This is a genomic window from Microvirga yunnanensis (assembly GCF_025460875.1).
Window position 1 is genome coordinate 23763 of record NZ_JAMXFI010000027.1, and the last position, 17770, is coordinate 41532.

Genomic DNA, 17770 nt, shown 5'->3' on the forward strand with positions numbered 1-17770 from the left:
GTGCGTCAAAGGTCGGGCTTCGGGCCGGGACTCCCGCAGCCTTACGGGGCAGCTTCCGAAGGATTGGCCAACTGCGATTGACATCTGGAACATCACGAATTTAGATCGATCTAAATTCCGGGGAAGGAATCCCAGATGGCGGGAAGACCAGATCGCTTGACGCTTGCGGACGTTGCGGAGCGTGCCGGCGTTTCTCGTGCGACCGTGTCCCTCGTTCTGCGCAGCAGTCCTCTCGTCGCGGAGAGTACGCGCATCAAGGTGCAGAGGATCCTTGACGAACTCGGCTACGTTTACAACCGAAGCGCCGCGAGCATGCGAGCGTCTCGGAGCCGAACCGTCGGCCTGCTGGTTCCCGGGCTCAGCAATCCTTTCTTCGCCGAGCTGGCGGCGGGCGTCGACCAGATCCTGGACGAGGCGGGCCTTGCTCTGTTTCTTGCCGACAGCAACGAATCCGTCGCCAAGCAGGAGCGGGTCATTCTTCGCATGCGGGAGCATGGAGCCGACGGGATCATCATCTGCCCGGCGGTCGGCACGACCAAGGACCTGATTTCCCGGCTCGATGCCTGGAAATTTCCATTCGTGCAGGCGCTTCGGCATATATCGCCGCAGGGCGATTACGCGGGGGCGGATTATGAAATCGGGATGGATCGGGCGACGGAGCATCTCATCAGGCTTGGGCATCGGCGCATTGCCTTCGTCGGCGGCGAGCACATGCATTCGGCCTATCGAGAGCGGCGGGACGGCTTTGTCGCCTGCATGCGCCGCCATGGCCTCTCGCCCGATTTCATTCTCAAGACGCCGCTGACGCGTCAGGCCGGCATGGATGCCGTTGCCGCGGTTCTGGAGCAGGATGAGGCCGCAACGGCAGCGATCTGCTTCAATGACGTGGTCGCCTTCGGCATGCTCCTGGGCCTCAGCGATCGGGGCCTGGAGCCCGGCGTCGACCTCGCCGTCGTCGGCTTCGACGATGTGGCGGAGGCGAGCCTGAGCCGCCCGCCGCTCACCACCGTTGCAACCCTGCCGAACCAGATCGGGCAGGACGCCGCTCGGTTGCTCCTGCGCCGGATCGCCGACCCGCACGGGCTGCCGGAGCGCGTGATCCTCCCGACCCGTCTGGTGGTGCGCGCATCCTGCGGGGCGCTGCGATCCCAGAGGGTCGCCTGAGAGAAGCTGCCTTTTGACAACGGATTCGAACGGAGAACATGATGGCTCATGCCCAGATGAGTTTGGCCCTGGACAGCCTGATGGCCGCCCGCCGAGGCGGACCGCGGCCGGTGCGGCTCAAGCCCGAAGCGACCCCCGACACCCTCGCCCAGGCTTATGGATGGCAGGATGCCCTTCTGGCGCGGCTCGGGGCCGTCACGGGATGGAAGGTGGGCGCGGACAGTCCGGCATCCGAGCCGTTCCGCGCCGGCCTGACCGCGTCGACGATCCACCTTTCGCCGGCCCAACTGGGCAGGAGAGGATTCAATGTGATCGGCGTGGAGGCTGAAATCGCCTACACCCTCGCGCATCCCCTGCCGGTCCGGGCGGAGCCCTATACCCGAGCCGAGGTGCTCGCGGCCATCGGTTCGGTTCATGCCGCAATCGAAATCGTCGATACGCGCTTTGCCGCCTGGGGCATCGTCGAGCGGCCGAGCCAGATCGTCGACCAGTTCAATCATGGAGCGCTTATCATCGGTGAAGGGCAGGCACACGGGTTTGAGGTCGATCCGCAGAAGCAGATGGTCCAGCTGGACCTGAACGGAGAGCCTGCCGTGCGCAAGGCTGGCGGAAACTCGGCCGGAGATGCGGTCAATCTCCTGATCTGGCTCGCCAATGGCGGAGCGGCAAGCCAGGGCGGACTGGCGGCAGACGCAACCATCACGACGGGATCCTGGACAGGTACCCTGTTCGTGGGGCCGGGCACCCAAGTGCGTGCGTCCTTCGACGGGATCGGCGAGGCGGTTCTGGAAATCGTTTGAGCAATGGCTCTTTTGGTCCTTGCGTCATTTAGATCGATCTAATAGCGTTTGGTCCAAAGAGCGATGACCGACATCGCGGACGACAATCCGCTCGAGGATTGCGCGTCGTCGTTGGCCTTTGCTGCGGGGAGGAGATGTTGACCTACACCTTCCGGTTCGGCCCGGTGCTGGAATCCTATCGAGAGCTTCTGGCCGGTGCTTGGCTGACGATCCAGCTGTCGGCCGGAGCGATGCTGCTCGGTCTCGTCGTTGCGATCATCTGCGCCTGGATCAAAACCTCGGGGCCCAAGTCCCTTCGGCTGATCGTCAACGGCTATATCGAGATCATCCGCAACACACCGTTTCTGGTTCAGATTTTTTTCATTTTCTTCGGCCTGCCGACGCTCGGGTTGCGACTGTCGCCCAATGCCGCCGCGCTCCTCGCCATGGTGGTGAATGTCGGCGCCTACGCAACCGAGATCATCCGCGCAGGCATCGAGTCGATCCATAGGGGTCAGGTCGAGGCCGGTCTCGCGCTCGGGCTGAAACCCCTGCAGGTGTTTCGCTACGTCATCCTGAAGCCGGCGCTCCGGACGGTGTATCCGGCTCTGACCAGCCAGTTCATTCTGCTGATGCTGACGTCGAGCGTCGTCTCGGCCATCTCGGCCGATGATCTGACATCGATAGCCAACAACATCCAGTCCCTGACGTTCACGAGCTTCGAAGTCTATCTCGTGGTGACGCTCATGTACCTGGTCATGTCACTGGCATTCTCGGGCCTGTTCTCCATGATCTACCGCATGACGTTCTCCTATCCTGACCGGCGCTGAGGAGTAACCGATATGCTTCGCCAGTTCGGCACCAACGAGTTCCTGTTCATTCTGGCGGCAGCACGGTGGACGGTGCTGCTGTCCCTGATTGCCTTCGCCGGCGGGATCGTCGGCGGCTTGGCCATCGCTCTCATGCGGGTCTCGCCCCTGAAGATCCTGTCCGCGACGGCCGGGGGATTCATCCAGGTCTTCCAAGGCACGCCTCTCCTGATGCAATTGTTCCTCGTGTTCTTCGGCGCGAACACCTTGGGGCTCGACCTCAATCCCTGGGTTGCGGCGGCGATTGCGCTGACCCTGAACGCCAGCGCATTCCTGGGCGAGATCTGGCGCGGCTGCATCCAGGCCGTGCCGAGGGGGCAGTGGGAGGCCGCCGGCGCGCTCGGTCTGCATTACCCGAGTCTGATGCGCTACATCATCCTGCCTCAAGCGTTCAAGATTGCTCTGCCGCCGACGGTGGGGTTCCTGGTGCAACTCATCAAGGCCACATCGCTCGCCGCCATCATCGGCTTCACCGAGGTCACGCGGGCTGGGCAGATCATCAACAACGCAACCTTCAAACCGTTTCTCGTATTCGGCACCGTGGCAGCCATTTATTTTGCCCTGTGCTGGCCGTTGTCGCACATCAGCATGCGACTGGAACGCCGCTTCGCCGCAGCCAGTGCAAGGTAGCGGAGCGACGGGGCATCGCGCCCCGATCCAACAAGCACTTCAGCATAGGGAGTTTCTCATGAACTGGTCATCCCACCTCGGAAAATTCCGCAGGGCTCTCGCCCTCGGTGCGGTCCTCGCGGTATCCGTCGGCGCCACGATGGCCGCGAAGGCTCAAACGGTCGATGAGATCAAGAAAAAGGGACAGGTCACCGTCGGCATGCTGGTGGATTTTCCACCCTTCGGAATTACGAACCTTGAAGGCCAGCCGGACGGCTTCGACGCGGACATCGCCAAGGCCCTTGCCAAGCACCTGGGCGTAAAAGCCAACATCGTGCCGGTTACGGGGCCGAACCGCATTCCTTTCCTGCTCACCGGCAAGGTCGACATGCTGGTCGCGTCCCTGGCCATCACGCCGGAACGGGCGAAGCAAGTGGCGTTCTCGGATCCTTATGCGGGCATCCGCATCGTCGTATATGGGAAGAAGAGTGCAGTCGTTAAGGAGCCGTCCGATCTCAAGACGGTGACGGTGGGCGTGGCCCGCGCCAGCACGCAGGATGTGTCGCTTACGGCCATCGCGCCGGAAGGCACCCAAATCCGCCGCTTCGACGACGACGCTTCCGCGGTTCAGGCATTGCTGTCCGGTCAGGTGGATGTGATCGGGGCAGCCACTCCCGTGGTCGGCGAGATCGAAAAGGTGGCGCCGGGTCAGTTCGACACCAAGCTGACGCTTCGCGAGCAAGTGCACGGCATTGCCCTGCGTCCAGGCCAGGATGAGCTCCTCAAGGCCGTCAATGATTTCGTTGCCGAGCAGCAGAAGAGCGGTGCTTTGGCCGCGACCTATAAAAAGTGGGTTGGGGCGGATCTGCCTGAAATGAAGAAGCCCTGAGCCGGAGATCGCCGATGTCGACGATGAGCGAAGCGTCTCGCCTCCAGGATGAAATCATCATCCGCATGGAGGACGTACAGAAGTGGTATGGCACCTTCCAGGTCCTGAAAGACATCAACCTGAAGGTCAGAACCGGCGAACGCATCGTGATCTGCGGCCCATCAGGATCAGGCAAGTCGACGTTGATCCGCTGCATCAACCGGCTTGAGCATGCTCAGAAGGGTCGCATCATCGTCGACAACATCGACGTCGGCGCCAGCAGCCGCGATCTCGATGCCGTCCGCCGCGAGGTGGGCATGGTGTTCCAGCAGTTCAACCTCTTCCCGCACATGACCGTGCTGGAGAATTGCATGCTGGCGCCCATGAAGGTGCGCGGCACATCCAAGGCCCAAGCCGAGGCGACCGCGCGCAAATATCTGACGCGCGTGCGCATTCCGGATCAGGCAGACAAGTACCCGGCCCAGCTCTCGGGCGGCCAGCAGCAGCGCGTGGCGATTGCCCGCGCGCTGTGCATGAGCCCGAAGATCATGCTGTTCGACGAGCCGACCTCGGCACTTGATCCCGAGATGGTCAAGGAGGTGCTCGACACCATGGTGAGCCTGGCGGAGGAGGGCATGACCATGCTCTGCGTGACCCACGAGATGGGCTTCGCCCGCAGCGTCGCTGACCGCATCATCTTCATGGACCGGGGCGAGATCGTGGAGGAGGGGGCGCCGGACACCTTTTTCAGCAACCCGCAGCACGAACGGACCCGCAACTTCCTGGGCCAGATCCTCTCTCACTGAGAGTTCCTCTGCCCGAACGACACAGGCGTCGCTGCGACGCCGGGATATCGACATGAAGCCAGACATCATCCTCGTCGAGCCTATGATGGCTCCCATCGAAGCTGCGCTCGACGCCGATTACCACGTTCATCGCCTGTCCCGAGCAGAGGATCCCGCGGCACTTCTGGCAGAGATCGGCCCCAGTGTTCGCGCCGTGGTGACAGGGGGAGGAACGGGTGTCAGCCCGGCTCTTTTTGATGCCTTGCCGCAGCTCGGCCTCATTGCCATCAACGGCATCGGGACGGACGCGGTGGATCTCGACAAGGCCCGCCGCCAAGGAGTGCGGGTCACCACCACGCCTGGCGTTCTCACGGACGATGTCGCCGACCTAGCCATCGCGCTCATGCTGGCGAGCTGCCGGCGCATAGCCGAGGGCGACCGCCTGGTGCGGGCGGGAGCGTGGGCGCAAGGAAAGCGGCTCGCGCTCGGCCGGAGCATCAGCGGCAAGCGCGTCGGGCTCTTTGGGCTTGGACGGATTGGCCAGGCTATCGCCAGGAGGGTTGAGGCCTTTTCGACGCAGGTCAGCTACTTCAACCGATCCGATGTGCCCAATGCGCCATGGCCGCGCGCCGAGTCGCTGGAGGCATTGGCCCGGGATAGCGACATCCTTGTGGTCAGCGTCGCCGGCGGCGCTCAGACCCGAGGCTTGGTCGATCGTGCGGTGCTGGATGCTCTCGGGCCGGAGGGCTTTCTGGTCAATGTGGCGCGGGGCAGCGTGCTCGATGAGCTGGAACTCGTGAGCGCGCTCAAAGAGGGTCGGATCGCGGGCGCGGGCCTCGATGTGTTCGCACACGAGCCGCATGTGCCAGCGGAGCTGTTCGACCTCGATAATGTGGTCCTGATGCCGCACCAGGGCAGCGCCACGATTGAAACTCGTCTTGCAATGGGCGAGCTCGTGCTCAGGAATGTCGCGGCTTATTTCGCAGGCCAGGAGTTGCCGTCCCCGGTGACTTGAGCGCGGCGCGGCTCATGGGTGCGGAACCGAGAAAGCCCAACCCGGTGTCGTCCGCAGCAGCCGCGCGCCAACACAGTGACGCGAGGAAAGCGGTCGACGATCAGCTCAAGGCCGTTCGGGCGGAATTCCTGGTGAGGCTGTCCATCAAGCAACATGGCCTGAAGGGGGCCTGCCCGATGCCCTCCGCCAGCCGCCGATTCAAGGCAACCCGATAGGCGGGCTTGCCCGGACCATGACCTCTACGGTCGCCGGGCCGATTCACAACAGGACTGAGGCTGCGATCCAGTAGAAGAACGCCGAGATGATCGCGGAGGCCGGGATCGTCACAACCCAGGCCATCACGATGCCCTTGGCGACGCCCCACCTGACGGCCGAGGTCCTCCGCGCGGCTCCGACCCCGATGATCGCCCCTGTGATCGTGTGGGTCGTCGAGACCGGAATGCCGAGCCAGGTTGCCATGAAGAGCGTCATGGCTCCTCCCGTCTCGGCACAGAAGCCCTGCATGGGGGTGAGGCGGGTGATCTTCGATCCCATCGTATGCACGATCCGCCAGCCGCCCATCAGGGTGCCCAGGCCCATGGCGGCCTGACAGGAGATGACAACCCAGAAGGGTACGTAGAACTCGCTGCCGAGATGGCCCTGCGAGAACAGCAGCACGGCAATGATGCCCATGGTCTTCTGGGCGTCATTGCCGCCGTGCCCGAGGGAATAGAGGGCGGCCGACAGAAACTGTAGGCCGCGAAAGGCCTGGTCCGCAGCGAAGGGGGACGAGCGGGAAGCCGACCAGGTGGTTATGAAAACCAGGAGAAGTGCGAGCCCGAACCCGATCAGGGGCGACAGGACGATGGCCAGAAGAGTGGGCCCGAGTCCGCCCCACACGACGGCTCCCAGGCCTGCCTTGGCAACGCCTGCGCCCACGAGGCCGCCGACCAGGGCATGGGAGCTGCTGGAGGGAATGCCGCCCGCCCAGGTTATGATGTTCCAGATGATCGCCCCCATGAGGGCGCCGAAGATGACGGCGGCATCGATGATGGAGGCCGAAACGATGCCGCTGCCGACGGTATTCGCCACATGGAGCCCGAAGAACAGGAAGGCGATGAAGTTGAAGAACGCAGCCCAGATCACCGCGAGTTGCGGCCTCAGAACCCGGGTTGAGACGATGGTTGCGATGGAATTGGCGGCGTCGTGAAGGCCGTTGATGAAGTCGAACAGCAAGGCCACCGTGATGAGACCGACCAGCAGTGGCAGCGAGATGGAGGCGGCATCCATTGTCCGGCGCTCCTCAGACGTGCTCGATCACGATGCTGTGGACCTCGTGGACCACATCCTCCAGACGGTCCATCACCCGTTCGAGATGGTCAAGCACTTCGGACGCGACCCAGAAGTCGAGAGCGTGAGCCGATCCCATCGCCTGGAACATGCGGCTGCGGGCAGCATCGTGAAGATCGTCCGTCTGTCCTTCGATCTGCGTGATGCGCTCCGACAGGGTGCTGATCCGGCCCGCATTCGTGCCGACGGAGCGCAGCATCGGAATGACCTCCTGGACAATTCGGGCGCCCTGGACGATGCAATCCGCCATCTCGACCATCTCAGGTTCGAACCGGCTCACCTTGAAGAGGGCCACCGATTTGACGGTCTTGCGCATCTGGTCGATTGCATCGTCCATGGACGTGATGAGGTCCTTGATGTCGCCCCGATCGAACGGCGTGATGAAGGATCGCCGGATGGCAGCGAGCACTTCTCCGGTGATCTTGTCCGCGTCGTCCTCGCGGTTCATCACGGTTGCGATGTTCTGCTCGATCCCGGGGCCACCCGCCAAGGTCGCCCGAAGGGCTTCCGCGCCGGCCAGAACGATCCTCGAATGCTCCTCGAATAGATCGAAGAACTGATCTTCCTTGGGCATCAGCGCACGGAACCATCGAAGCATGGGTCATCTCCTTGTAAGAGCAGGGCACGCATGTCGGCCGTCATGAGCGATCTCGCCCGTGCCACCCGAAGGAATGTCGCGGCAAGGCGCGGCACGGGGACGATCGGCATCGCGACAATCAAACCGGCGGGAGCGATCCGGTGCATAGGACTTTCGGGGTCCATGCCGATCGAGCTCGGCATTCGGAGGGGTGCTGCCGCGGTCACGCCACAGACGTTCCCTCGCGCCGCAAGGGTGGGCATTCCAAGCTGACGCGGCGGATATCGCGATCCTTCGAACCACTCCGATCCCGTCGTCGGGGCTCTTCCCGGGGTCATGGGTGAACCATGCGCCGGCTGGATGAGCCGGAGCCGGGAAGACGATATCAACTCCTGCTTCCATCGCCGACATGGGCAGATCCCACCCTCGAGAGAAGTGACTTCGCCTTCTGAATGACGTCCCTGAGTTCCGGTTCATCGACCGCTTCGGCGGCTTGCGCCGGGTCGAACCATCGCAGGCTGCGTTGCCCCTTCTCCGGCCAGCGCTTGCGCTGACTTCTCACCTTGAGCGGAAAGACATCGACCTGACAGGGGACCACCTCTCCGCTCTTGAGACGCTTACCGTAGCCATACGAGCCGATCGGCACCTTGCCGACTTCGCCAACCAAACCAGCCTCTTCCAGAGCCTCGCGCGCGGCCGAGGCATGCGGTTTGCGCCCTTTCATCGGCCAGCCCTTCGGGATGACCCAGCGGCGCGTGCCACGGGAGGTGATAAGCATGACCTCGATGCTGCCATCGGCCCGCTCCCGAAAGGGCAGGCAGGCGTACTGGGTGACGGACGGCTGGTCCAAACCGGGTTGACTCCTGTGACCTCCGCGAACAAACGCACGGGGGGCGGTGTAGGCTGCAACGCCAATGAGGGCTCCCGCTGACAACGTCCCGAGCCATCCCATAGCTTGCGTTGCTGAACACGTGTGCATAGACTTTTGACGTGAGCTTGACGGCAAATCCATCCCTGATCGCAGAATGCCTGTCGCCCTCACGCAGAGCATCGATTGACCGGAGCAAGCCCTCATGGAGGCGTCTTCAGACCGTGAAGACCAGCTGAAGCGCGACCGCGCGCCGCGTAATTTCGTTACGGCGGAAGACGTCGCCCGTCACGCCGGCGTCTCCCGGTCGGCCGTGTCCCGCACGTTCACGCCGGGAGCCAGTGTCTCGGCCGATGTGAGGCAACGGGTCCAGGAGGCCGCGAAGACCTTAGGGTACCGGGTCAATCGCCTGGCTCGGAGCCTGATCAGCGATCAGTCCAATCTCATCGGCGTCGTCGGCGCCAACCTGTCCTTGCCCTTCATGGCGCGCCAGCTCGACGAGCTGAGCCGGGCGCTTCTGAGGCGCGGCATGCAGTGCCTGCTCCTGAACGCCGCCGAGGCGGAGCAGGGGATCACGCCGCTGATCGGACTCATCCTGGAGTTCCGCGTGCGGGCCATCGTGGTGATGTCCGGCTCGCCGCCCTCGTCGATCATCGATGAGTGCATGGCCAACGGCGTTCGAGTGATCCTGGTCAACCGGCAGGCCGATGACGCCGAAGCGGATACGATCATCAGCGACGATCTGGGCGGTGCCCACATTGCGGCCGAGCGTCTGCTCAGGGCCGGATGCCGGCGGATCGGCGTCGTCGGCAGCGGGGCACGGACGCCAACCCAGATCCGCCGACGCGTCGCCTTTGCCGAGTGCATCGAGGAAGCCGGGTTCAAGCCGGTCGTCTGGTCGTCGGGCGAGACCACCTACGAAACCGGCATGGAGGCCGCCGAGGGCCTGCTTGGCTCCCATGACCTGGATGGCGTTTTCTGTGTCACCGATCTCCTCGCGCTCGGCTTCCTCGATGGTGCCCGTGGCATGGGACGGCGCATCCCCGAGGATCTCTCGGTCGTCGGCTTCGACGACATCCCGCAATCCGCATGGGCTCCCTATCGCCTGACGACCGTCAGGCAGTCGATGAGCGATCTCACGGGATCCGTGCTGACGGCCATCGAGCGGGAGATGCACGGAGAGGGCATGGCGCTCGTGCATGAAGTCCTTCCGGTTGAACTCGTCGAGCGGGCGACCGTCCGTCCCTCCATCCGATCCTAGTCCGTTCCTCATTCAGAAGGCCTGGTGTTGCTTCCCCTCATGGGGAATCATCTCTCTTCTTGGCCGAGCGCATCGTGCGGATGAAAGCGGGCAACGCTCGTGACCCTCCGAGTCCGCCCTGTCATGGCTGTCATGGCCACCCTCCGCCCGTTGGGTCACTCCGCACGTCATGGCCGGGCCTGTCCCGGCCATCCCGATCGGAAGGGCGCGGCGCCTCTCGCATCGGGATCACCGGCCCAAGGCCGGTGATGACGTGGAGAGGTGGTCTGGGCCTGTGACAACACCCTCCCAGGTCATGGTACCCTCCGCCCTTCCCACCCCCTCTCACGTCATGGCCGGCCTTGTGCCGGCCATCCCGGTTGCTTCGGGCGCCGCGCTTCACCGTATCGGGATCACCGGGACAAGCCCGGTGATGACAGCGGGAGGATGATCGTTCGGTTCGCGCTCCACCCTCCGCACGTCATGGCCGGCCTTGTGCCGGCCATCCCGATTGTTTGAAGCGCCACGCCCTTCCGACCGGGATCACCGGGACGAGCCCGGTGATGACGTGGGAGGATGAGATCGGATCGGATCCCAAACCCGGATCCACTTCGCCGAAAAATGCTTGCTTGCAAGGTTTGCACACGTGTGCAAAGCTCCTCTGGCTTCATCCTGTGATCCTCGAGCGGCCGAGCCGTGCCGCAACGGGACGCACAGGACAATCGCGAGCTGACCGCCCTCCGGCCCGACCGGACGAGAGCACCAGAAGTCGGCCGCCCATGGGAAACGCTTGTGAGCCTGCACCCGGCTCCGGGAAGGACGTGACGGAATGACGAGTTCGGCGGCGCCAGCACACACCCCATCGAGCCGATCGTCCGCACGCGCCATCGTGGGGTACCTGCGGCACGTCTTCACCCAGCCCGAACGCCTTCTCGGCATCCTGCTCGCGGTTGTGCTGGGGGCGCTGGTCCTCGTGCCGCTGTTCGAGCTGGTCCGGGAGACCCTCACCGTTCAGCCCTATGACCGCGCCTATCTGCCCAAGGCTCAGCCGGGCGAGTTCACGCTCTTCCATTATGAGCGCGTCTTCGCCGGTCGCCTCTCCTGGGCGATCTTCTACAAACCCTTCTTCAACTCGCTGGTCACGGCCTGTGCCGCCACCGCCATCTGCCTGGCCTTCGGCGCCGGTCTCGCCTGGCTGATCGTGCGCACGAACATTCCGTTCCGGAATTTTCTGCACACGCTGGTGATGATCCCGTACATGCTCCCGTCCTGGGTGATGGCGCTGGCCTGGATCACGTTCTTCAAGAACGACCGCATCGGCGGAGCGTCAGGCGCCTTTGCATACTTCTTCGGCGTGCAGCCGCCGGACTGGATCGCCTATGGCCCGATCCCGATCGTCATCTGTCTGTCGCTCCACTATTACGTCTACTCCTATCTCTCGGTGTCGAGCTCGATCACAAGCGTCGACAGCCAGCTCGAGGAGGCCGGGGCCATGGCGGGCCTCTCGCGCCTCAAGCAGTTCCTGTGGATCACCGCGCCGCTCCTGTTGCCCGCTATCGGATCCGCGATCGTGATGACCTTCATCCGTGTGGTCGGATCGTTCGGCACGCCCGCGGTGCTCGGCATGCCGGTGCGCTATTTCGTGCTGCCGACGCAGATCTATGCCGCCATGGGGACGCGCAACGCGGGCGACGGCTTCCTGCTTGCGCTCGTGCTCGTGGTCCTCGCCTGTCTGTTCATCTTCATCAACCAGCGTCTCATCGGTGTCCGCAAGAGCTTCGTGACCCTCTCCGGCAAGGGCTTCCGCAGCAAGGAGATCGATCTCGGGCGCTGGCGCTGGCCGCTCTTCATCCTTGTCATGCTGCTCATGACGGCAGCCGTCGCCTTCCCGCTTGTCCTGCTGGTCCTTCAGTCGCTGATCAAGACGGCAGGCAACTACAGCCTCGGCAACCTGACCCTGCATTACTGGACCGGCCAGGGAGGCGAGGGCGTCGACCAACTCCAGGCTGCCCTGGTCGACAACGGCAACATCCTCGATGCGACCTGGAATAGCCTCAAGCTGGCGTTCCTCACCGCCATGACGACCGGCGTCTTCGGGTTCCTCATCGGCTATGTCGTCGTCAGGACCCGCGGCTCGCTGACCTCGCGCGCCCTGGAGACGGTGGCCTTCCTGCCGTATATCTTCCCGGCCTTGGCCTTCGGGGCGATCTATATCGGCATGTTCGCCCGTCCGTTCGGGCCGATCCCGGCCCTCTACGGCACCTTCGCGCTGCTCGTCCTGATCTGCTCGGTCAAGACGCTGCCGTTTACGTCCCGCACGGGCATCGCGGCGCTCCTGCAGATCGACAAGTCGCTGGAGGAGGCGGCCCGCGTCCAGGGCATCGGCTGGTTCCGCCGCATGGTGCGGATCATCGTGCCCATCGCCGCCGGCGGGCTTCTCTCCGGCATGCTGCTGAGCTTCATCAGCATCATGCGCGAGCTGTCGCTCATCATCCTGCTCGTCACGCCGTCGACCAACGTGCTCGCCGGCGTCATCTACAACTACCAGAACCAGGACATGCCCCAACTCGTCGGCGTCGCCACCGTGCTGCTCGTCGCCATCGTGATTGCGGTCAACCTGGCCGTCCGCGCCTTGTCGACGAAGGCGAGGATCGGGGCGGCCTGACCAATCCATCCAGGTCGACACAACGAGAAACGAAGGAGGAAGCCCATCATGACACCGACTTTCCGCAGTGCCAAAGCCTGGCTCGCGGCCGGAGCCCTGACCTTTGCCCTCGCAGCGCCGGCCATGGCGCAGCAGCCCGACCCCAAGTGGGACGCCTGGCTCCAGAAAAGCCAGCTCGGCCCCTATCAGAAGAACGAGAACTGGGACGAGGTGATTGCCAGCGCGAAGAAGGAGGGCGAGGTCGTCGTCTATTCCTCATCGGGCACGATGTTGAAGGTGGCGGAGGACTTCGCGAAGCTCTATCCAGAGATCAAGGTCAAGGCCTATGACCTCGGTTCCGAGAAGACCATTGAGAAGGTCGTGCGCGAGCACCAGGCCGGCGTGTACGCGGCCGACGTGATCTACTCGGGCGGCACCGAACAGATGGTGTTCGACCTGCTTCCCAACCAACGCATCGTCAATTACGTGCCGTCGTACCTGGTCGACAGGATTCCCGCCGAACACCGGGAGCCGCTGCTGACGCATGTGATCGAAGCCTACGGCGTTCTGTACAACTCAGAGACCTACCCGGAGCCGCCGATCAAGAGCATCTGGCAACTCACCGAACCGCAATGGAAGGGCCGCTTCTCCATGAAGTCGCCGGCCGGTTCGCTCACCACCCTGATGATGCTCGCTGCCATCGTCGAGCACTCCGACGAGATGCAGAAGGCGTACGAGAAGCACTATGGCAAGAAGCTCGAGCTCTCGCCCGGCATCGAGAACGCAGGCTACGAGTTCCTGCACCGGCTGATCGGCAACGACATCGTCATCTCCGACAACAGCTCGAAGATCGCGACAGCCGTCGGGCTGCGCGGCCAGGCCAAGCCCCCGATGGCGTTCTCGGTGATCCACTACCTGACCAAGAACCAGTCCGACAACTACGCGAATGCGATCCCCTACGACCTGCAGCCCGCGGCGTTGTTCTCGTATCCGACCTATGTGGCGGTTGCCGGACAGGCGCCGCATCCGAATGCCGCGAAGCTCTTCGTGTCGTTCCTCATGGGCAGCAAGGAGCTGAACAGCAGTTCGGAGCTGAAGGCGCCGTTCCGGTCCGGAAAGTCCCTGGACCTGCTGCAGGGCATGGCCGCCTTTTACCAGGTCGGCACCTTCTCACCGCGCACGGACGTGCCGCCGCCGCCTTACAGCGAGATGTGGCCGAAGGCCAACAAGCTCACCGCGTCGCCCGCGTTCGTGAAGGACAACATCGCGAAGATCAGCGACTTCTGGATGGCCGAGACGAGCCGGTAACCTGACCTGAATGGCTTCCGCACGAGAGAGTGCCCATGTCTGAAATCACCCTCAGAAACATCACCAAGTCGTACGGAAGCCATCTGGCCCTTCCGAGCCTCGACATCGACATCCCGAAGGGCAGCTTCGTGACCCTGCTCGGGCCATCGGGCTGCGGCAAGACCACGACCCTGCGCGTCATCGCCGGCCTGGAGCAGGCGACCACGGGCGAGGTCGTGCTCGGCGGGAAGACGGTCTACTCCAGCCGGACCGGAATCTTCGTTCCGCCCGAGCGGCGCGGCCTCGGCTTCATCTTCCAGAGCTACGCTCTGTGGCCCAACATGAAGGTCGACCGCAACATCACCCTGGCTTTGTCGGAGGCCAGGCAGCCCGCGCGGGTGGTCAAGGAGCGCCTTGCGGAGGCGCTCGCGAAGGTCCAGCTGACCGGGCTTGCGGACCGCTATCCGTCCGAGCTGTCGGGCGGTCAGCAGCAGCGGGTGGCCGTGGCCCGCCTGATTGCGGCCCGCAACGCGATCCTGCTCATGGACGAGCCGCTGTCCAACCTTGACGCAAAACTCCGGACGGAGATGCGCACGGAGCTGAAGCGCCTGCACCGCGAGTTGCAGGCGACCACGGTCTACGTCACGCACGATCAGGTCGAGGCACTGACCATGTCGGACAGCATCGTGGTGATGAAGGACGGCGTCATCCAGCAGCAGGGCTCGCCCTACGAGATCTATCACAACCCCGCCAACCTCTTCGTCGCCGAGTTCATCGGCGATCCCAGGATCAACCTCCTGGACGGAACCTTGGCGACCGCCGGGGGCGAGCGGGCCGTGCGCTTCCAGGATGCGGCCATTCCCGCGCCGACCGGCCTGCGGGGCCCGGATGGCCCGGTGACGTTCGCGATCCGCCCGGAGAACATCACGATCGTCGAGCGGCAGGGCCCGTTCAGCCTGCAGGCCGAGGTCGACATCGTCCAGCCCACCGGATCGCAGACGATCATCTCGCTCACGGTCAAAGGCCACCGGGTCACGGCGCTCATTCCCCGCTTCGAGACCTCGCTCCCGAAGAAAACCATCTGGGTCGAGTTCCCGCCCGACCAGATCATATTCTTCGATAAGGGCAGCGGAAATCGGCTCCCGTCGGCCCCACCCGCTGTCGGAGCCTCCCACGCGGCCTGAAGGCGACGGTCGGCTGCCGGTCGAACAGGCAGAACGCTCAACCCTGTGGCACGCCATTCCCGATGAGCGTGCCGCAACAGCCATACCACGAAGATCAGGATCAAAGTTTCGATGGTGACCCAGTTCAACTTTCCACGCCCTCCGATGAGCCTCATCGTCGAGGATCTCCCGCCGTTCGGGGTGAAGCTTTTCGTCGGGGACGCCAATGCGGCGTCGGACAAGGCCTTGCTCGAGAGCAACGACATCGCCATCGTGGTGAACTGCGCCGTCAACCTCGATATCGACTATACGGCCGGGGTCGGAGCCTCCGACATCGCGTCGCCGCACGGGCCGGTCCGAAACTACAAGCTGGGTCTCATCGACGATGCAGGCAACCCGGACACGATGCTGCTGGCCGGCTACTACCTGCTCGATGGCGCCCTGCATCAGCAGCTGCCCGACCGCCGCACCTATCCTCACCGTCGCCGTGGCAACGTGCTGCTGCACTGCCGCGGCGGGCGCAGCCGGTCCGTGATCCTGGCGGCCCTGTACATCCACATCCAGATGCCTGACCGGTTCCTGACCCTCGAGGCCGCCATCGATCACCTGCGCGTCACGCGCGAGCTTCATCCTGATGAATGGATGGAGACACCAAAGCCGATGCTGATCGAAGCCGCCCGCCATGCCGCTGCGTGGATCCGGCGGATCGAGCGCGAGAAGCATCCGGCACGAGAGCCCGTTTCCTCCAGCCAGTAAGCAGGACAAACCTTCATGCCCGTCTCCACCATAGCCAGGGTCGCGGATCCCGTCTCGTTGTCCGCAGCGGAGAAATCCGACCTCAGATTGTCTGTCGCGTCCGCTGTGGCGCGGGAGGCCGGGGCCCTGGCCCGCCGCCGGTTCAACGGACGCCCCGGAACGACCGGCATCAACCTCAAGGGACATCAGGACTATCTCTCGGCGGTGGATGCCGAGGTCGAGAGCTTGGTGCGCAGCCGGCTGCTGGAGAGCTTTCCCGAGGATTCCTTCTTCGGCGAAGAGGGCGGGGGATCGTTCGATCACAATGTCTGGGTGGTCGATCCGATCGATGGCACGGCGAACTTCGTGCGCGGGATCTCGCAATTCTGCATCTCCATCGCCTATGTCCGCGATGGCCAGACCCGGATCGGGATCATTTATGATCCCATGCACGATGAACTGTTCGCGGCCGAGCGGGGCCGGGGTGCGACGCTGAACGGCGAGCCGATCCGTGTCAGCGGGCTAGGCGACATGCAGTCCGCCACCATCGAGGCCGGCTGGTCGACCCGGCTTCCGCTCAGCCAGTACGTCGATCTCGTCGGCCGGATCCTGGCGGCCGGGGCGGGCGTTCGTCGCGGAGGGTCGGGCGCCCTGGCCCTGGCCTCCGTGGCGGCGGGCCGGATCGACGGCTATTGCGAGTTGCACATGAACTCGTGGGATGCCCTGGCCGGGATGCTGTTGATCGAGGAGGCGGGCGGCTGGGTGAATGACTTTCTCACCGGTTCAGGACTGCGCGACGGCAACATCGTGCTCGGCTGCACGTCCGGTCTGAGGGACCCGCTCGTCCGGCTGATGGGAATGGCCTGACCGCGCTCAAGTGTTCGATCCTGGAGCGCGACGGATCCTGATCCCGGGTTGTCGCGGCGGGGCTTGCGCTCCCGGGAATTCTGAAAGCGATTGCCCATGCTGTTCTCAACCCATCATGCCGGCCTCGTGGAGCAGCTGCTCCGCGCAGCGGCCCGGTCGGAGATCATGCCCCGCTTCCGGAACCTGTCGGCCCATGAGGTTCGGCAGAAGTCGTCGGCCATGGATCTTGTGACGGATGCCGATGTGGCTGCCGAGCGGATGATCGCCAGAGAGTTGGGGCGGGCCTTTCCGCATGCTGTCCTGATTGGCGAAGAGGCCACGGAGTGCGACCCGTCTCTGCTGAACAGGCTGGCGGACGCGGACCTTGCCTTCCTGATCGATCCGGTGGACGGCACCAAGAATTTCGCCTCGGGTCTCCCGTTGTTCGGGGTGATGGCGGCGGCCGTTGTGCGAGGGGAGGTCGTTGCCGGTTGGATCCATGACCCGGTTGGGAACGACACGGCGATGGCCATCCGCGGGGAGGGGGCCTGGATCGAGCATCCCGATGGCAGACGAACCGATCTTCGGGTTGCGTCTTCGGTCGCGATCCAAGAAATGTCAGGGTGCGCCTCCTGGCACCATATGCCGGAGCCCATGCGGTCCGCCGTGGCGGCGAACCTCCCGGGTTTCGGGGCCGTTGCCTGTTATCGCTGCGCGGCGCACGAGTATCGGATGGCCGCCGCCGGACATTGCCACTTCCTTCTCCACGCGAAGCTGATGCCGTGGGATCATGCGGCAGGCTGGCTGCTCCATCGGGAGGCCGGCGGCTACGCCGCGCGGTTTGACGGAGCGCCTTATCGCCCCACCCTCCATGATGGGGGCATCCTATGCGCTCCCGATGCAGAGAGCTGGCGGACGATTCACGAGAGGCTCTTTGGCCTCTCTGCAATGTCGCTCGCGAGCCCTTTCGGGGCTGGGCGGTAAGCGCGCGT

Annotated in this window: 17 protein-coding genes; 14 read left to right on the top strand and 3 right to left on the bottom strand. The window is 64.1% G+C overall.

All coding sequences use genetic code 11. The annotated features are described in order from the left end of the window. The first annotated feature begins 135 nt into the window (after positions 1–135). From NF876_RS15300 to NF876_RS15330, 7 genes are all read left to right on the top strand, one after another. On the top strand, positions 136–1164 hold the full coding sequence (locus tag NF876_RS15300; protein ID WP_262269651.1) for a LacI family DNA-binding transcriptional regulator: 1029 nt from the start codon (positions 136–138) through the stop codon (positions 1162–1164). 41 nt (positions 1165–1205) lie between these two features. After that, the gene (locus NF876_RS15305) at positions 1206–1964 is read left to right on the top strand and encodes a 2-keto-4-pentenoate hydratase (protein ID WP_262269652.1); all 759 of its coding nucleotides are present in this window, start codon (positions 1206–1208) and stop codon (positions 1962–1964) included. A 134-nt stretch (positions 1965–2098) separates the two neighbouring features. Continuing rightward, on the top strand, positions 2099–2773 hold the full coding sequence (locus NF876_RS15310) for an amino acid ABC transporter permease (RefSeq protein ID WP_262269653.1): 675 nt from the start codon (positions 2099–2101) through the stop codon (positions 2771–2773). A gap of 12 nt (positions 2774–2785) precedes the next feature. Next, on the top strand, positions 2786–3442 hold the full coding sequence (locus tag NF876_RS15315) for an amino acid ABC transporter permease (protein ID WP_262269654.1): 657 nt from the start codon (positions 2786–2788) through the stop codon (positions 3440–3442). 139 nt (positions 3443–3581) lie between these two features. Beyond that, entirely contained in the window at positions 3582–4310 is a 729-nt protein-coding gene (locus NF876_RS15320; protein WP_262269655.1) for a transporter substrate-binding domain-containing protein, read from the top strand. Between the two features lie 23 nt (positions 4311–4333). Next, positions 4334–5095, top strand: a complete 762-nt coding sequence (locus tag NF876_RS15325) for an amino acid ABC transporter ATP-binding protein (protein WP_315974430.1) — start codon at positions 4334–4336, stop codon at positions 5093–5095. Positions 5096–5147: 52 nt separating this feature from the next. Next, positions 5148–6089 (top strand): 2-hydroxyacid dehydrogenase, encoded by a 942-nt coding sequence (locus NF876_RS15330; RefSeq protein ID WP_262269656.1) that lies wholly within the window; start codon positions 5148–5150, stop codon positions 6087–6089. Positions 6090–6347: 258 nt separating this feature from the next. Here NF876_RS15330 and NF876_RS15335 read toward each other — a convergent pair whose 3' ends face one another. From NF876_RS15335 to NF876_RS15345, 3 genes are all read right to left on the bottom strand, one after another. Then, complete coding sequence (locus tag NF876_RS15335; RefSeq protein ID WP_262269657.1) at positions 6348–7358, bottom strand: inorganic phosphate transporter; 1011 nt, start codon at positions 7356–7358, stop codon at positions 6348–6350. A 13-nt stretch (positions 7359–7371) separates the two neighbouring features. Then, complete coding sequence (locus NF876_RS15340; RefSeq protein WP_262269658.1) at positions 7372–8016, bottom strand: DUF47 domain-containing protein; 645 nt, start codon at positions 8014–8016, stop codon at positions 7372–7374. Positions 8017–8380: 364 nt separating this feature from the next. Next, positions 8381–8773, bottom strand: coding sequence for an NUDIX hydrolase (locus NF876_RS15345; RefSeq protein ID WP_262269702.1), 393 nt, complete (start codon positions 8771–8773; stop codon positions 8381–8383). Between the two features lie 295 nt (positions 8774–9068). Here NF876_RS15345 and NF876_RS15350 point away from each other — a divergent pair, with 295 nt between their 5' ends. The 7 genes from NF876_RS15350 to NF876_RS15380 all read left to right on the top strand — a co-directional run bounded on the left by NF876_RS15350 (position 9069) and on the right by NF876_RS15380 (position 17762). Continuing rightward, complete coding sequence (locus NF876_RS15350) at positions 9069–10124, top strand: LacI family DNA-binding transcriptional regulator (protein ID WP_262269659.1); 1056 nt, start codon at positions 9069–9071, stop codon at positions 10122–10124. 808 nt (positions 10125–10932) lie between these two features. After that, on the top strand, positions 10933–12768 hold the full coding sequence (locus NF876_RS15355; RefSeq protein ID WP_262269660.1) for an ABC transporter permease: 1836 nt from the start codon (positions 10933–10935) through the stop codon (positions 12766–12768). Positions 12769–12816: 48 nt separating this feature from the next. Further along, positions 12817–14055 carry an ABC transporter substrate-binding protein gene (locus tag NF876_RS15360; RefSeq protein WP_262269661.1) on the top strand — a complete coding sequence of 413 codons (1239 nt, stop codon included), beginning with the start codon at positions 12817–12819 and terminating at the stop codon, positions 14053–14055. Positions 14056–14090: 35 nt separating this feature from the next. Beyond that, a complete protein-coding gene (locus NF876_RS15365; RefSeq protein WP_262269662.1) occupies positions 14091–15218 on the top strand; it encodes an ABC transporter ATP-binding protein in 1128 nt (375 codons plus the stop codon). Between the two features lie 111 nt (positions 15219–15329). Continuing rightward, the gene (locus NF876_RS15370; protein WP_262269663.1) at positions 15330–15953 is read left to right on the top strand and encodes a protein-tyrosine phosphatase family protein; all 624 of its coding nucleotides are present in this window, start codon (positions 15330–15332) and stop codon (positions 15951–15953) included. Positions 15954–15968: 15 nt separating this feature from the next. Next, a complete protein-coding gene (locus NF876_RS15375; RefSeq protein WP_262269664.1) occupies positions 15969–16799 on the top strand; it encodes an inositol monophosphatase family protein in 831 nt (276 codons plus the stop codon). 96 nt (positions 16800–16895) lie between these two features. Next, positions 16896–17762: an inositol monophosphatase family protein gene (locus NF876_RS15380; protein ID WP_262269665.1), complete on the top strand. Its 867-nt coding sequence runs from the start codon at positions 16896–16898 to the stop codon at positions 17760–17762. Positions 17763–17770: the final 8 nt, after the last annotated feature.

What these genes read in the sequence shown, in the direction of transcription:
- NF876_RS15355 (WP_262269660.1), top strand. Translation starts at nt 10,933, where the DNA reads ATGACGAGTTCGGCGGCGCCAGCACACACCCCATCGAGCCGATCGTCC.
- NF876_RS15325 (WP_315974430.1), top strand. Translation starts at nt 4,334, where the DNA reads ATGAGCGAAGCGTCTCGCCTCCAGGATGAAATCATCATCCGCATGGAG.
- NF876_RS15310 (WP_262269653.1), top strand. Translation starts at nt 2,099, where the DNA reads ATGTTGACCTACACCTTCCGGTTCGGCCCGGTGCTGGAATCCTATCGA.
- NF876_RS15330 (WP_262269656.1), top strand. Translation starts at nt 5,148, where the DNA reads ATGAAGCCAGACATCATCCTCGTCGAGCCTATGATGGCTCCCATCGAA.
- NF876_RS15305 (WP_262269652.1), top strand. Translation starts at nt 1,206, where the DNA reads ATGGCTCATGCCCAGATGAGTTTGGCCCTGGACAGCCTGATGGCCGCC.
- NF876_RS15335 (WP_262269657.1), bottom strand. Translation starts at nt 7,358, where the DNA reads ATGGATGCCGCCTCCATCTCGCTGCCACTGCTGGTCGGTCTCATCACG.
- NF876_RS15365 (WP_262269662.1), top strand. Translation starts at nt 14,091, where the DNA reads ATGTCTGAAATCACCCTCAGAAACATCACCAAGTCGTACGGAAGCCAT.
- NF876_RS15380 (WP_262269665.1), top strand. Translation starts at nt 16,896, where the DNA reads ATGCTGTTCTCAACCCATCATGCCGGCCTCGTGGAGCAGCTGCTCCGC.
- NF876_RS15345 (WP_262269702.1), bottom strand. Translation starts at nt 8,773, where the DNA reads ATGCTTATCACCTCCCGTGGCACGCGCCGCTGGGTCATCCCGAAGGGC.
- NF876_RS15360 (WP_262269661.1), top strand. Translation starts at nt 12,817, where the DNA reads ATGACACCGACTTTCCGCAGTGCCAAAGCCTGGCTCGCGGCCGGAGCC.
- NF876_RS15320 (WP_262269655.1), top strand. Translation starts at nt 3,582, where the DNA reads ATGGCCGCGAAGGCTCAAACGGTCGATGAGATCAAGAAAAAGGGACAG.
- NF876_RS15315 (WP_262269654.1), top strand. Translation starts at nt 2,786, where the DNA reads ATGCTTCGCCAGTTCGGCACCAACGAGTTCCTGTTCATTCTGGCGGCA.
- NF876_RS15300 (WP_262269651.1), top strand. Translation starts at nt 136, where the DNA reads ATGGCGGGAAGACCAGATCGCTTGACGCTTGCGGACGTTGCGGAGCGT.
- NF876_RS15340 (WP_262269658.1), bottom strand. Translation starts at nt 8,016, where the DNA reads ATGCTTCGATGGTTCCGTGCGCTGATGCCCAAGGAAGATCAGTTCTTC.
- NF876_RS15375 (WP_262269664.1), top strand. Translation starts at nt 15,969, where the DNA reads ATGCCCGTCTCCACCATAGCCAGGGTCGCGGATCCCGTCTCGTTGTCC.
- NF876_RS15370 (WP_262269663.1), top strand. Translation starts at nt 15,330, where the DNA reads ATGGTGACCCAGTTCAACTTTCCACGCCCTCCGATGAGCCTCATCGTC.
- NF876_RS15350 (WP_262269659.1), top strand. Translation starts at nt 9,069, where the DNA reads ATGGAGGCGTCTTCAGACCGTGAAGACCAGCTGAAGCGCGACCGCGCG.